The sequence below is a fragment of the Burkholderia sp. WP42 genome (genome assembly GCF_000745665.1).
GTDB classification, from domain to species: Bacteria; Pseudomonadota; Gammaproteobacteria; order Burkholderiales; family Burkholderiaceae; genus Burkholderia; species Burkholderia vietnamiensis.
Genome location: NZ_JQJT01000019.1, coordinates 122,160 through 135,434, shown reverse-complemented (window position 1 = coordinate 135,434; position 13,275 = coordinate 122,160). Strand labels below are relative to the sequence as shown.

Below are 13,275 nucleotides of genomic sequence, written 5' to 3'. Positions count from 1 at the left end.
CCGCTCCATGTTTTAATGCGCTTCGATCGATGCTTAAGCGCTTAATCATCGCGATCAAAAAAATAGGCGATTGCGATCGCGGCCGAGTCGCGCTCGTCGGTCGAGCGGCAGGGTGTGCGGCGATAGTGCGCTGCTTCGGGTAGCGAAGCAAATACTGGATTCACCTCTCATATAGTGGGCAAATCATGGCGACACTCGACGAAGTGGCGCGTCGCGCCGGCGTGACGGCCGCGACGGTGTCGAACGTGCTGCGCGATCGCGGGCGGGTCGGCGAAGCGACGCGCGCGCGGGTGCTCGAGGCCGTGCAGGCGCTCGGCTACCGGCCGCATCTGGCGGCGCGCGCGCTGGCCGAAGGGCGCGCTCCGACGGTCGCGCTGATGGTGTCGAGCATCGCGAACCCGTTCTATCCGGAGTTCGCGCTGGCGGTCGAGCGCGCGGTGCGGCGCAACGGGCAGTTCCTGATCGTCTGCAACACGAATGAAGATCCGTTGCAGGGGCGCGCGTATCTCGACCAGATCGCCGGCACGATTTCGGAGGGCATTCTGGTGACGAACGCGAACCTGCATCTGCCCGACCTCGCCGACGTCGCGCGCCGCGGCGTGCCGGTCGTGCTGTGTCTGTGGGAGCGGCCCGATGCGCCGCCCGACGGGTTGCCGTGCGTGGCGGTGGATTTCCGCGAGGCGGGGCGGATCGCGACGCGGCATCTGGTCGAGCTCGGGCATCGGGCGATCGGCGTGATCGTCGGCGGCTCGGCGAGCGGCGTGCAGGCGGCGCGCTACGACGGTTTCGTCGACGTGATGCGCGAAGCGGGGCTCGACGCGTCGATCGTCGCGGCCGAGCCCGATTCGATCGAAGGCGGCGTGCGCGCGGCCGGCCGGCTGCTCGATGCGCATCCCGAGTTGACCGCGCTGGTCGCGACCAACGATCTGCCCGCGATCGGCGCGCTGCACGCGGCGGCCGATCGCGGCAGGCGCGTGCCCGACGACCTGTCGATCGTCGGCATCACCGACATCCACCTGGCGCGCGACACGCGGCCGACGCTGACGACGGTCGCGATTCCGACCGCCGAGGCGGCGGCGCTCGCGGTCGAGTTGCTCAATACGTTGCGCGAGGCGGGCGGCCGGATCGACGACGGGTCGCGCGTGCGGATCGCGTCGGCGCCGCGGTTGGTCGTGCGCGGGACGACCGGTGCGGTGCCGGGGAGGCGGGTGGATGAGTAGGGGGATGGGGGAGGTCGATGGCTGAAGCCGAAGCCGATGGACGAAGCCGAGCCAAGCCAAGCCAAGCCAAGCCGAGCCGAGCCGAGCCGAGCCGAGCCGAGCCGAGCCGAGCCGAGCCGAGCCGAGCCGAGCCGAGCCGAGCCGAGCCGAGCCGAGCCGGAGCTGAGCCGGAGCTGAGCCGAAGCCGAAGCCGAAGCCCGACGCCCGACGTACGACGCACGACGCACGACGCACGAGGGCCGCGGTATGCCCGCGCTCTGGCTGCTCACGAAGCCTAAACCCGCCATCGTGACCGCCCGCGCACCCGCCCGCCGAATCACCCGCCTTCCGGTGTCACAATGGCGGCCTCACGTTCCGTCACCGAGGAGATCGAAATGGCGCATGGCGAACACAAGTACCGCGTGGCTGTGGAGTGGACCGGCAACCGCGGCAGCGGCACGTCCGGGTATCGCGAATACGGCCGCGATCACGTGATTCGCGCGGGTTCGAAGCCCGACATTCCGGGCTCGTCCGATCCTGCGTTCCGCGGCGACGCGCAGCGCTGGAACCCCGAGGATCTGCTGGTGGCGTCGGCGTCGGCGTGCCACAAGCTCTGGTATCTGCATCTCTGCGCGGAGGCCGGCGTCCGCGTGCTCGCGTATCTCGACGACGCGCACGGAACGATGCTCGACGGCCCCGATCACGGTTGTTTCAGCGAAATCGTGCTGCATCCGCATGTGACGATCCGCGCGGGCGACGATCGCGAGCTGGCGGCGCGTCTGCATCACGATGCGCATGCGAAGTGCTATATCGCGAACTCGGTCGACTTTCCGATCCGCTGCGAACCGGTGATCGAGTCCGCGGCCGCGTAACGCGTAACGCGTAACGGCGGCGCGCGACACGGCAAGCCTGCCACCCGTGCCCGCCGACCTGCCCGCCATCCCCGCCAACCCGCTCCCCCACCTCAGAGCGCGACACCATACACGTCGCGCGCCGCTGCCCGAAGCGCATCGGCCATCACCTCGACGGCCGGCGAAGGCAGCCGGTCGGTGCGCGTGATGATCCCGAAATCGTCCATCCGGCAATCCATCTGCAGCGGCAGCACCGACACGATCCCGTGGCGCGCGTAGTACGTGGCGACATCCTCGGCGAGCACCGCGATCATGTCGCTCTGCTCGATCAGCTGCGTGATGAACAGCAGTGCGGCCGTCTCGACCACGTTCACGGGCGGCGCGAGGCTCGCGCGCTGGAACACCAGTTCGAAGCGATGGCGCAGCACGCTGCCGGCCGGCGGCATGACCCACGCGGCGCGCTGCACGTCGGCGAGCGACAGCGGCGCCTGCGCGAGCAGCGGATGGCCCGGCCGCACGACCGCGGCGACGGGCTCGCCGGTCAGCGGCTCGTACCGCAGATGCAGCTTGTCGTGCTCGGCCGACAGCCGGCCCAGCACGATGTCCAGCTTATCCTGCGCGAGGTGCTCGAGCAGTGCATTGCTGGTGTCGATCGCGACCGACACGCGCACGTTCGCGTGCGTGCCCTTCACGGCCGCGACGGCCGGCGGCACCAGCCGCAGGCCCGGCGACGTGATCGCGCCCACCGCGACATGCCCGAGATGCCCGGCCTTCAGCGCGGCCAGCTCCTCGCGCGCCTGATCGAGGCTGCCGAGCGCGGCGCGCGCGTGGCGGATCAGCGCGTCGCCGTACAGCGTCGGCCGCATCCCGCGCGGCAGCCGCTCGAACAGCACCGCGCCGATCGACTCCTCGAGCTCGCGCAGCAGCTTCGACGCGGCCGGCTGCGTCATGCTCAGCGCGGCCGCCGCGCGGTGAATGCTGCCTTCGTCGGCGAGCGCGACGACCAGCAGCAACTGGCGCGTCTTCAGGCGATTGCGGTTTCCCCACGGGCTGGCTTCGGTCATCGTACGGGTTTATATCGATATCGGAATCGATATCGTAATCGCCTAAAACGTCATTAGCGAGTTATCAAAATTCTGCCTAGACTGCGCCGGTATCCCGTCACCACAGGACTGACGATGTCGGCAACAAAACCCAGGCTGCGCTCCACCGAATGGTTCGGCACCAATGACAAGAACGGCTTCATGTATCGAAGCTGGATGAAGAACCAGGGCATCCCCGATCACGAGTTCGACGGCCGGCCGATCATCGGCATCTGCAATACATGGTCTGAACTGACGCCCTGCAACGCCCATTTCCGCAAGCTGGCCGAGCACGTGAAGCGCGGCGTCTTCGAAGCGGGCGGCTTTCCGGTCGAGTTCCCGGTGTTCTCGAACGGCGAATCGAACCTGCGGCCGTCCGCGATGCTCACGCGCAATCTTGCATCGATGGACGTCGAAGAGGCCATCCGCGGCAACCCGATCGACGCGGTCGTGCTGCTCGCCGGCTGCGACAAGACCACGCCGGCGCTGCTGATGGGCGCGGCGAGCTGCGACGTGCCGGCGATCGTCGTGTCGGGCGGCCCGATGCTGAACGGCAAGCTCGAGGGCAAGAACATCGGCTCGGGCACGGCCGTGTGGCAGCTGCACGAAGCGTTGAAGGCCGGCGAGATCGACCTCCATCACTTCCTGTCGGCCGAGGCCGGGATGTCGCGCTCGGCCGGCACCTGCAACACGATGGGCACCGCGTCGACGATGGCGTGCATGGCCGAGGCGCTCGGCGTCGCGCTGCCGCACAACGCGGCGATTCCGGCCGTCGATTCGCGCCGCTACGTGCTCGCGCACATGTCGGGCATCCGCATCGTCGAGATGGCGCTCGAAGGGCTCGTGCTGTCGAAGGTGCTGACGCGCGCCGCGTTCGAGAACGCGATCCGCGCCAACGCGGCGATCGGCGGCTCGACCAATGCGGTGATCCACCTGAAGGCGATCGCGGGCCGCATCGGCGTGCCGCTGGAGCTCGAGGACTGGATGCGCATCGGCCGTGACACGCCGACGATCGTCGACCTGATGCCGTCCGGGCGCTTCCTGATGGAGGAGTTCTATTACGCGGGCGGCCTGCCGGCCGTGCTGCGCCGGCTCGGCGAAGGCGGCCTGCTGCCGCATCCGGACGCGCTGACGGTCAACGGCAAGTCGCTGTGGGACAACGTGCGCGAAGCGCCGAACTACGACGACGAGGTGATCCGTCCGCTCGACCGGCCGCTGATCGCGGACGGCGGCATCTGCATCCTGCGCGGCAATCTCGCGCCGCGCGGCGCGGTGCTGAAGCCGTCGGCGGCGAGCCCCGAGCTGCTCAAGCATCGCGGTCGCGCGGTGGTGTTCGAGAACCTCGAGCACTACAAGGCGACGATCAACGACGAATCGCTCGACGTGGACGCCAGCTCGGTGATGGTGCTGAAGAACTGCGGGCCGCGCGGGTATCCGGGGATGGCCGAGGTCGGCAACATGGGGCTGCCGCCGAAGCTGCTGCGTCAGGGCGTGAAGGACATGGTGCGGATCTCGGACGCGCGGATGAGCGGCACCGCGTACGGCACGGTCGTGCTGCACGTCGCGCCGGAAGCGGCGGCCGGCGGCCCGCTGGCGGCGGTGCGCAACGGCGACTGGATCGAACTCGACTGCGAGGCCGGCACGCTGCATCTGGACATTACGGATGACGAACTGCAGCGGCGGCTGTCCGACGTCGATCCGACGGCGGCGCCCGGTGTATCCGCGCAGCTCGGCAAGGGCGGGTATGCGCGGCTTTACATCGATCACGTGCTGCAGGCCGACGAGGGCTGCGACCTCGACTTCCTGGTCGGCACGCGCGGCGCGGACGTGCCGAGCCATTCGCATTGAACGGCGGGTGGCGGCGTAGGGATGAGGAGCGCGGTGCGTTCGGGTGGAGATCGGGATATGCGCCCGGTGCGAGCAAAAGCGCCAATGCGGACCGACCGCGAAGCATGGGGCCCACGTAAGCGCTGAAGCGCCAACGTGGACCGACCGCGAAGCATGGGGCCCACGTAAGCGCTGAAGCGCCAACGTGGACCGACCGCGAAGCATGGGGTCCACGTAGGCGCTAAAGCGCCAACGTGGACCGACAGGAGACAAGATGACGACGCAGTACACGCCCGCGCACCCCGCGGCGGAACAGTCCGATTCGCCGGCAGCCGTCGACGAGCGGCACCTGACCCGCCTGCTCACGCGCAAGCTGGTGCCATTCCTCGCGCTGATCTACGTGGTCGCGTACGTCGATCGTACGGTCGTCGGCTTCGCGAAGCTGCACATGAACGCGGCGGTCGGCATCGGCGACGCCGCGTACGGCCTCGGCGCCGGACTCTTCTTCATCGGCTACTTCCTCTGCGAAGTGCCGAGCAACCTCGCACTCGGCCGCTTCGGCGCACGCGTGTGGTTCGCGCGCATCCTCGCGACGTGGGGCGTGATCACGATGGCGATGGCGCTCGTGCAAGGCCCCACCAGCTTCTACGTGCTGCGCTTCCTGCTCGGCGCAGCCGAAGCCGGCCTCTATCCCGGCATCCTGTACTTCCTCACGCAATGGTTCCCGATGCGCGACCGGGCGCGCGTGATCGGCCTGCTCGTCCTCGCGCAGCCGCTCGCCGGCATCGTGACCGGCCCGCTCGCCGGCTGGCTGCTGTCGACGCACGGGCTGTTCGGCCTGTCCGACTGGCAGACGCTGTTCGTCGTCAGCGGCCTGCCGGCCGTGCTGCTCACGTGGCCGACGCTGCGGCTGCTGCCGGAGTCGCCCGCGCACGCGCGCTGGCTGAACGACGTCGAGCGCCGCTGGATCGCGAACCAGCTCGCCGCCGACCGCGACACGTATCGCCCCGATTCGCACCGCAACCCGCTCGCCGCATTGCGCGATCGCCGCGTGCTGCTGCTCGCCGCGCTGTTCCTGCCGTTTCCGCTGTGCATCTACGGGCTGTCGCTGTGGCTGCCGACGATCATCCACGCATTCGGCGCAGGCGATGCGGCCACCGGGCTGCTGTCCGCGGTGCCGTACCTGTTCGCGGTGCTCGGCCTGCTGATCGTGCCGCGCCACTCGGACCGCAAGCGCGAGCGCTACGGACACATCGTCGTCGTATCGGCGGCGGCCGCGCTGACGATGGCCGCGAGCGCATGGGTGCGGCAGCCCGCGCTGCAGCTGGCGTTCATCTGCCTGACCGCGTTCTCGCTCTACTCGATCCAGGCGGTCGTGTGGGCGCTGCCCGGCGAATTCCTGAGCGGCACCAGCGCGGCGGTCGGTATCGCCGCGATCAACTCGCTCGCGAATCTCGGCGGCTACGCGGGGCCGTACGGCATCGGCCTGATCAAGGCGGCGACCGGCAGCCTCGCGGCCGGCCTGTACTTTCTCGCGGCGACGCTGCTGTTCGCGGTGCTGATGACGTTCGTCGTGCGCGCGGCGCTGCGCACGCCCGAACCGGCCGCGCGCGCCTTCGCCCGCGAATCATGAATGGATTGTTTTGCGGCTGACCGCCGCTTCGACCGACGCAGGACCGAACCATGACATCGAGCAGCACGCCGCGCTATCGCGGCATTTTCCCCGTCGTCCCGACGACGTTTACCGACACCGGCGAACTCGACCTCGCGAGCCAGAAGCGCGCGGTCGATTTCATGATCGACGCCGGCTCGGACGGGCTCTGCATCCTCGCGAACTTCTCCGAGCAGTTCGCGATCACCGATGACGAGCGCGACGTGCTCACGCGCACCATCCTCGAACACGTGGCCGGCCGCGTGCCGGTGATCGTCACGACGTCGCACTACGGCACGCAGGTCTGTGCGGCGCGCAGCCTGCGCGCGCAGCAGCTCGGCGCGGCGATGGTGATGGCGATGCCGCCGTATCACGGCGCGACGTTTCGCGTGCCCGAAGCGCAGATCTTCGACTTCTACGCGCGCGTGTCCGATGCGATCGACATCCCGATCATGATCCAGGACGCCCCCGCGAGCGGCACCGTGCTGTCCGCGCCGTTGCTCGCGCGGATGGCGCGCGAGATCGAGCAGGTCGCGTACTTCAAGATCGAAACGCCGGGCGCCGCGAACAAGCTGCGCGAACTGATCCGGCTCGGCGGCGACGCGATCGAAGGGCCGTGGGACGGCGAGGAGGCGATCACGCTGCTCGCCGACCTGCACGCGGGCGCGACCGGCGCGATGACCGGCGGCGGCTTTCCGGACGGCATCCGGCCGATCCTCGAAGCGTTCCGCGACGGCCGCCACGACGAAGCGTTCGCGCATTACCAGACGTGGCTGCCGCTGATCAACCACGAGAACCGCCAGTCCGGAATCCTGACCGCCAAGGCGCTGATGAAGGAAGGCGGCGTGATCGCATGCGAGCGGCCGCGCCATCCGATGCCCGAGCTGCATCCGGACACCCGCGCGGAACTGATCGCGATCGCGCGCCGGCTCGATCCGCTCGTGCTGCGCTGGGCGCACTGACCGAACCGCAAAGGAGAAGCGCAGATGAGCAAGGTGATTTCGCTGGGCGTCGTCGGGATCGGCAAGATCGCACGCGACCAGCATCTGCCGGCGATCGCCGCCGAGCCGGGGTTCGCGCTGACCGCGTGCGCGAGCCGTCATGCGGAAGTCAACGGCGTGCGCAACTATCAGGACCTGCCCGCGTTGCTGGCCGCCGAGCCGGAACTCGACGCGGTGTCGCTGTGCGCGCCGCCGCAGGTGCGCTACGGGCAGGCGCGCGCGGCGCTCGAAGCCGGCAAGCACGTGATGCTCGAGAAGCCGCCGGGCGCGACGCTCGGCGAAGTGGCCGCACTCGACGCGCTCGCGCGCGAGCGCGGCCTCACGCTGTTCGCGACCTGGCACTCGCGCTGCGCGAGCGCCGTCGAACCGGCGCGCGCGTGGCTCGCGACGCGCACGATCCGCGCGGTGCAGGTGCGCTGGAAGGAGGACGTGCGGCGCTGGCACCCGGGCCAGCAATGGATCTGGGAGCCGGGCGGCCTCGGCGTGTTCGACCCCGGCATCAACGCGCTGTCGATCGTCACGCGGATCCTGCCGCGCGAGCTGGTGCTGCGCGAGGCGACGCTGTACGTGCCGAGCGACGCGCAGATGCCGATCGCGGCCGAGCTCGATTGCGCCGATACGGACGGCGTGCCCGTCCACGCCGAATTCGACTGGCGGCACGGCCCCGTCGAGCAGTGGGAGATCGCGGTCGACACGTCCGACGGCGTGCTCGCGATCAGCCGCGGCGGCGCGCAACTGTCGATCGCCGGCGAGCCGGTCGAACTCGGGCCGCAGCGTGAATATGCGGCGCTGTATGCGCAGTTCCACGCGCTGATCGCCCGCGGTGCAAGCGACGTCGACGCGCGGCCGTTGCGGCTCGTCGCCGACGCGTTCCTGTTCGGGCGACGCGTCGGCACCGACGCGTTCGGCCGCTGAACCCGTGCCGGCGCGCGCCATCCTGCGCGCGGCCGCGCACGAAGCAACTTGAAGACCCAAGCCAATACAAGGAGACACGCATGAACCGCACGATTCGCCGACACACCCTGCGCGCGCTGCTCGCCGCGCTTTGCATCGCGCCGCTCGGGATGCAGGGCGCCGCCCACGCCGACGCGCCGTTGAAGATCGGCTTCCTGGTGAAGATGCCCGAGCAGGCATGGTTCATCAACGAGCAGAACGCGGCCGCCGCGCTCGGCCAGAAGGAGAACTTCTCGGTCGTGAAGATCGGCACGCCGGACGGCGAGAAGGTGCTGGCCGCGATCGACAACCTCGGCTCGCAGGGCGCGCAGGGCTTCGTGATCTGCGCGCCGGACGTGCGCCTCGGGCCGGCGATCGCCGCGCGCGCGAAGCGCTACAACATGAAGTTCGTGACGGTCGACGACCAGCTCGTCGACTCGACCGGCAAGCCGCTGCCGAACGTGCCGCACCTCGGCATGTCGGCGACCAAGATCGGCAACCAGGTCGGCCAGGCGATCGCCGACGAGATGAAGCGGCGCGGCTGGAAGCCCGAGGAAGTCGGCGCGCTGCGCATCACCAACTACGAGCTGCCGACCGCCAAGCTACGCACCGACGGCGCGACGCAGGCGCTGCTCGCGAACGGCTTCCGCAAGGAGAACATCTTCGACGCGCCGCAGAAGACGACCGACGACGAAGGCGGCTTCAGCGCGGCCGCGCCGGTGCTCGCGCGCCATCCGAACGTGAAGAAATGGGTCGTCTATGCGCTCAACGAGGAGACCGTGCTCGGCGCGGTGCGCGCGACCGAACAGCTGCACATCCCGGCCGCGGACGTGATCGGCGTCGGCATCAACGGTGCGGGCGAGGCGTTCGCCGAGTTCCAGAAGAAGGAGCCGACCGGCTTCTACGGGACGATCGCGGTCAGCTCGACGAACCACGGCAAGGACAGCACGCAGAACCTCGTCGACTGGATCCGCAACGGCAAGATGCCGCCGGCCGACACGCAGACGAGCGGCAAGCTGATGACGCGCGCGAACTGGCAGGCCGTGCGCGCCGAGCTGGGCATCTGAGCGTGCGGGGCGACGACGCGATGACGATGCAGACGATCACGGCCGCGCCCGGCAACGGCGCCGCGGCCACGCCCGGCGCCGCGACGCCGCCTGCCGGCGGCGCGCTGCTCGCGCTCGACGGCATCACGGTGACGTTCCCGGGCGTGCGCGCGCTCGACGGCGTGTCGCTGGCGGTGCGCGCGGGCGAGGTGCACGGGCTGATGGGCGAGAACGGCGCCGGCAAGTCGACGCTGCTGAAGGTGCTGTCCGGCGTGAACCAGCCGCAGGCCGGCACGTTGACGCTGAACGGCACCGAGCAGCGTTTCGTGTCGACGCGCGCGGCGCTCGAGGCCGGCATCGCGATCATCTATCAGGAACTGCACCTGGTGCCGGAGCTGACGGTCGCGGAAAACCTGATGCTCGGCCAGCTGCCGAGCCGGCTCGGCGTGGTCGACGAACGCGCGCTCGCCGTGCGCGCGCTCGACGCGCTGGAGCGGCTCGGCGAGCACATCGATCCCGACATCCCGGTGAAGTACCTGTCGATCGGCCAGCGCCAGATGATCGAGATCGGCAAGGCGCTGATGCGCGACGCGCGCGTGATCGCATTCGACGAACCGACCAGCTCGCTGTCGGCGCGCGAGACGACGCAGCTGTTCCGCATCATCCGCTCGCTGCGCGAGCAGGGCCGCGCGATCATCTACGTGACGCACCGGATGGAGGAGGTCGACGCGCTGTGCGATCGCGTGACGGTGTTCCGCGACGGCCGGCGGATCGAGACGTTCGAGTCGGTCGCCGATCTCGACCGCGACCGGCTGATCGGCTGCATGGTCGGCCGCTCGATCGAGGACGTCTACGGCTACCGGCCGCGCGCGGCCGGCGACGTGATGATCGAGGCGAAGGCATTGACCGGCCCCGGCCTGTCCGAGCCGGTGTCGTTCGCCGCGCGGCGCGGCGAGATCGTCGGCTTCTTCGGGCTGGTCGGCGCAGGCCGCTCGGAGCTGATGAAGCTGCTGTACGGCGCCGTGCGTCCGACCGGCGGGCACGTCGAGCTGGGCGGCGCGCGCGTCGCGTTCAGGAGCCCGCGCGACGCGGTGCGCGCCGGCATCGCGCTGTGCCCGGAGGACCGCAAGCACGAGGGCATCGTCGCGATCGCGTCGGTGGCCGACAACCTGAACATCAGCGCGCGCCGCCACTTCAGCCCGGCGCGCATGCTGCTCGACGGGCGGCGCGAGCGTGAGCTCGCGCAGAAGTACATCGAGCGGCTCGCGATCAAGACGCGCGACGGCGACACGCCGATCGGCGCGCTGTCGGGCGGCAACCAGCAGAAGGTCGTGCTCGCGCGCTGGCTGGCCGAGCGCATCGACGTGTTCCTGATGGACGAGCCGACGCGCGGCATCGACGTCGGCGCGCGCGCCGAAATCTACAACCTGTTTTACGAACTCGCGGAAGCGGGCCGCACCGTGATCATCGTGTCGAGCGATCTCGCCGAAGTGATCGGCGTGGCGGACCGCATCATCGTGATGAAGGAAGGGCGCATCGCGGGCGAGGTCGCGAAGGCGCAGGCCACGCCCGACACGCTGATCAAGCTCGCGCTGCCGCGCTAGGGCCTGTTTGGAAAAAATTCGGTCGTGGGGCCGGCGCAAGCCCGTTATTGGCGTGAACAGGCCCTAGCCCGCAGTCAACCGGAAGCAATCGATATGAGCCAGGCAATGCAACCCCAACGTAGTTCTCCGTCCCCCGATTCCGCGGCCGCGGCCGTACCGCCGCGCGCGCGCGGCGGCGCGTGGCAATTGATCAACCGCTCCGGCATCATGATGGTGTTCATCGTGCTGTTCGCGGTGCTGTCCGCGACCGTGCCGGACTTCCTCACGCCGCGCAACATCCAGGGCCTGCTGCTGTCGGTCACGCTGATCGGCTCGATCGCGGTGACGATGATGTTCGTGCTCGCGCTCGGCGAAGTCGACCTGTCGGTCGCGTCGATCGTCGCGTTCTCGGGCGTCGTCGCCTCGACGCTCATCACCGCGACGCACAGCGTCGTGCTCGGCGTCGTGGCCGGCGTGCTCGCGGGCGGCGCGGTCGGGCTCGTCAACGGCGTGCTGATCGCGCGCTGGCGCATCAACTCGCTGATCGTCACGCTCGCGATGATGGAGGTCGTGCGCGGCCTCGCGTTCATCACGTCGAACGGCGATGCGGTGATGATCTCCGAGGAGCGCTTCTTCGATCTCGGCGGCGGCTCGTTCCTCGGCATCTCGTATCCGATCTGGAGCAACATCGTCGGCTTCGTCGCGTTCGGCTTCCTGCTGCGCAAGACGGTGTTCGGCAAGAACGTGCTGGCCGTCGGCGGCAACGGCGAGGCCGCGCTGCTCGCCGGGCTGCCGGTGATGCGCATCAAGATCATGGTGTTCGTGCTGCAGGGGCTCGTGACCGGCTTCGCCGGCGTGATGCTCGCGTCGCGGATGAGCCTCGGCGACCCGAAAACGTCGGTCGGCCTCGAACTGGGCGTGATCTCCGCGTGCGTGCTCGGCGGCGTGTCGCTGACGGGCGGCGTCGCGACGATCTCCGGCGTGCTGGTCGGCGTGCTGATCATGGGCTCGGTGCAGGACGCGATGAGCCTGCTGAACGTGCCGACCTTTTACCAATATCTGATACGCGGCGGAATTCTGTTGCTCGCGGTGCTGTTCGACCAGTATCGTCGCAACCAGCGGCGCGCGATGAAGATGTGACCGACGCGAACGCGCGGCCGCCTGCGAACGAGACAGATATCGGGAGACGGCATGCAACAGACTCATCCGGGCGCGGCGGCCCAGCTGCTGGTGGACAGCCGCAATACGCTCGGCGAAGGCGCGACGTGGTGCGACGCGACGCACGCGCTGTACTGGACGGACATCGAAGGCGCGCGGCTGTGGCGCTGCCGCGCGGACGGCTCCGAGCTCGTGCAGTGGCCGATGCCCGAACGGCTCGCGTGCTTCGCGCTCACGCAGGAGCCCGACGTGCTGCTGGTCGGGCTCGCGACCCATCTCGCGTTCTTCGATCTGCGCAGCGGCACGTTCACGCGGATCGTCGACGTCGAGCCCGATCTGCCGACGCGGCTGAACGACGGCCGCTGCGATCCTTTCGGTGCGTTCGTGTTCGGCATGAAGGACGAGGGCGGCGAGCCGCCGCGCGCGCTCGGCGGGTTCTACCGGCTCAATGCCGATCTCACGCTCGAACGGCTCGCGTTGCCGGCCGCGGCGATCGCGAACAGCATCGCGTTCTCGCCGGACGGCGCGAAGATGTACTTCTGCGATTCGCTGGTGCGCGAGATCTTCGTCTGCGATTACCGCGCGGGCGGCGACGTGGCCAACGTGCGCGGTTTCGCGCGGCTGACCGATGCGCACGGCGATCCTGACGGCTCGACGGTCGACCGCGACGGCGGGCTGTGGAACGCGCAGTGGGGCGGCAGGCGCGTGGTGCGCTACGGGCCGGACGGCGTCGAGACCGACCGCGTCGCCGTGCCGACCGCGCAGCCGAGCTGCGCGGCGCTCGACGGCGAAGGCCGGCTGTACGTGACCAGCGCGCGCGTCGGGCTCGACGACGCGGCGCTCGCCGACGATGCCGCAGCCGGCGGCGTGTTCGTCGCCGCGACGCGCTACGCGGGGCTGCCGACCGCACGCTTCGCGGGCAAGCGCGCGCGCTGAGCGCGGCC

General features: G+C 69.6%; 11 protein-coding genes. 10 read left to right on the top strand and 1 reads right to left on the bottom strand.

Annotated elements, in window-relative coordinates; genetic code table 11:
* Positions 1-185 precede the first annotated feature (185 nt).
* Both EX20_RS12595 and EX20_RS12590 read left to right on the top strand, forming a co-directional pair.
* Complete coding sequence (locus EX20_RS12595) at positions 186-1,220, top strand: LacI family DNA-binding transcriptional regulator (protein ID WP_034193746.1); 1,035 nt, start codon at positions 186-188, stop codon at positions 1,218-1,220.
* A 374-nt stretch (positions 1,221-1,594) separates the two neighbouring features.
* Entirely contained in the window at positions 1,595-2,071 is a 477-nt protein-coding gene (locus tag EX20_RS12590; protein WP_034193745.1) for an OsmC family protein, read from the top strand.
* A 92-nt stretch (positions 2,072-2,163) separates the two neighbouring features.
* On the opposite strand, the gene EX20_RS12585 is transcribed toward EX20_RS12590, so the two are convergent.
* Entirely contained in the window at positions 2,164-3,114 is a 951-nt protein-coding gene (locus EX20_RS12585; RefSeq protein ID WP_014724281.1) for a LysR family transcriptional regulator, read from the bottom strand.
* Between the two features lie 114 nt (positions 3,115-3,228).
* Between EX20_RS12585 and EX20_RS12580 the strand changes: the two genes are divergently transcribed.
* The 8 genes from EX20_RS12580 to EX20_RS12545 all read left to right on the top strand — a co-directional run bounded on the left by EX20_RS12580 (position 3,229) and on the right by EX20_RS12545 (position 13,267).
* On the top strand, positions 3,229-4,980 hold the full coding sequence (locus tag EX20_RS12580) for an IlvD/Edd family dehydratase (protein ID WP_011881174.1): 1,752 nt from the start codon (positions 3,229-3,231) through the stop codon (positions 4,978-4,980).
* A 253-nt stretch (positions 4,981-5,233) separates the two neighbouring features.
* Positions 5,234-6,592: an MFS transporter gene (locus EX20_RS12575; protein WP_034193744.1), complete on the top strand. Its 1,359-nt coding sequence runs from the start codon at positions 5,234-5,236 to the stop codon at positions 6,590-6,592.
* A 50-nt stretch (positions 6,593-6,642) separates the two neighbouring features.
* Positions 6,643-7,572, top strand: coding sequence for a dihydrodipicolinate synthase family protein (locus tag EX20_RS12570; RefSeq protein WP_014724283.1), 930 nt, complete (start codon positions 6,643-6,645; stop codon positions 7,570-7,572).
* A 24-nt stretch (positions 7,573-7,596) separates the two neighbouring features.
* Positions 7,597-8,526: a Gfo/Idh/MocA family protein gene (locus tag EX20_RS12565; protein WP_011881177.1), complete on the top strand. Its 930-nt coding sequence runs from the start codon at positions 7,597-7,599 to the stop codon at positions 8,524-8,526.
* A gap of 80 nt (positions 8,527-8,606) precedes the next feature.
* Positions 8,607-9,611, top strand: coding sequence for an arabinose ABC transporter substrate-binding protein (locus EX20_RS12560; RefSeq protein WP_014724284.1), 1,005 nt, complete (start codon positions 8,607-8,609; stop codon positions 9,609-9,611).
* A 20-nt stretch (positions 9,612-9,631) separates the two neighbouring features.
* Positions 9,632-11,194 carry an L-arabinose ABC transporter ATP-binding protein AraG gene (gene araG / locus EX20_RS12555; RefSeq protein WP_034193785.1) on the top strand — a complete coding sequence of 521 codons (1,563 nt, stop codon included), beginning with the start codon at positions 9,632-9,634 and terminating at the stop codon, positions 11,192-11,194.
* 93 nt (positions 11,195-11,287) lie between these two features.
* Positions 11,288-12,313, top strand: coding sequence for an L-arabinose ABC transporter permease AraH (gene araH / locus EX20_RS12550; RefSeq protein ID WP_034193743.1), 1,026 nt, complete (start codon positions 11,288-11,290; stop codon positions 12,311-12,313).
* A 51-nt stretch (positions 12,314-12,364) separates the two neighbouring features.
* Positions 12,365-13,267 (top strand): SMP-30/gluconolactonase/LRE family protein, encoded by a 903-nt coding sequence (locus EX20_RS12545; protein WP_034193742.1) that lies wholly within the window; start codon positions 12,365-12,367, stop codon positions 13,265-13,267.
* The last annotated feature ends 8 nt before the right edge of the window (positions 13,268-13,275 follow it).

Excerpts from the sequence above, each read along its gene's own strand:
- EX20_RS12565 (WP_011881177.1), top strand. The coding sequence starts at position 7,597 with ATGAGCAAGGTGATTTCGCTGGGCGTCGTCGGGATCGGCAAGATCGCA.
- EX20_RS12580 (WP_011881174.1), top strand. The coding sequence starts at position 3,229 with ATGTCGGCAACAAAACCCAGGCTGCGCTCCACCGAATGGTTCGGCACC.
- EX20_RS12585 (WP_014724281.1), bottom strand. The coding sequence starts at position 3,114 with ATGACCGAAGCCAGCCCGTGGGGAAACCGCAATCGCCTGAAGACGCGC.
- araG (WP_034193785.1), top strand. The coding sequence starts at position 9,632 with ATGACGATGCAGACGATCACGGCCGCGCCCGGCAACGGCGCCGCGGCC.
- EX20_RS12590 (WP_034193745.1), top strand. The coding sequence starts at position 1,595 with ATGGCGCATGGCGAACACAAGTACCGCGTGGCTGTGGAGTGGACCGGC.
- EX20_RS12545 (WP_034193742.1), top strand. The coding sequence starts at position 12,365 with ATGCAACAGACTCATCCGGGCGCGGCGGCCCAGCTGCTGGTGGACAGC.
- EX20_RS12570 (WP_014724283.1), top strand. The coding sequence starts at position 6,643 with ATGACATCGAGCAGCACGCCGCGCTATCGCGGCATTTTCCCCGTCGTC.
- EX20_RS12595 (WP_034193746.1), top strand. The coding sequence starts at position 186 with ATGGCGACACTCGACGAAGTGGCGCGTCGCGCCGGCGTGACGGCCGCG.
- araH (WP_034193743.1), top strand. The coding sequence starts at position 11,288 with ATGAGCCAGGCAATGCAACCCCAACGTAGTTCTCCGTCCCCCGATTCC.
- EX20_RS12560 (WP_014724284.1), top strand. The coding sequence starts at position 8,607 with ATGAACCGCACGATTCGCCGACACACCCTGCGCGCGCTGCTCGCCGCG.
- EX20_RS12575 (WP_034193744.1), top strand. The coding sequence starts at position 5,234 with ATGACGACGCAGTACACGCCCGCGCACCCCGCGGCGGAACAGTCCGAT.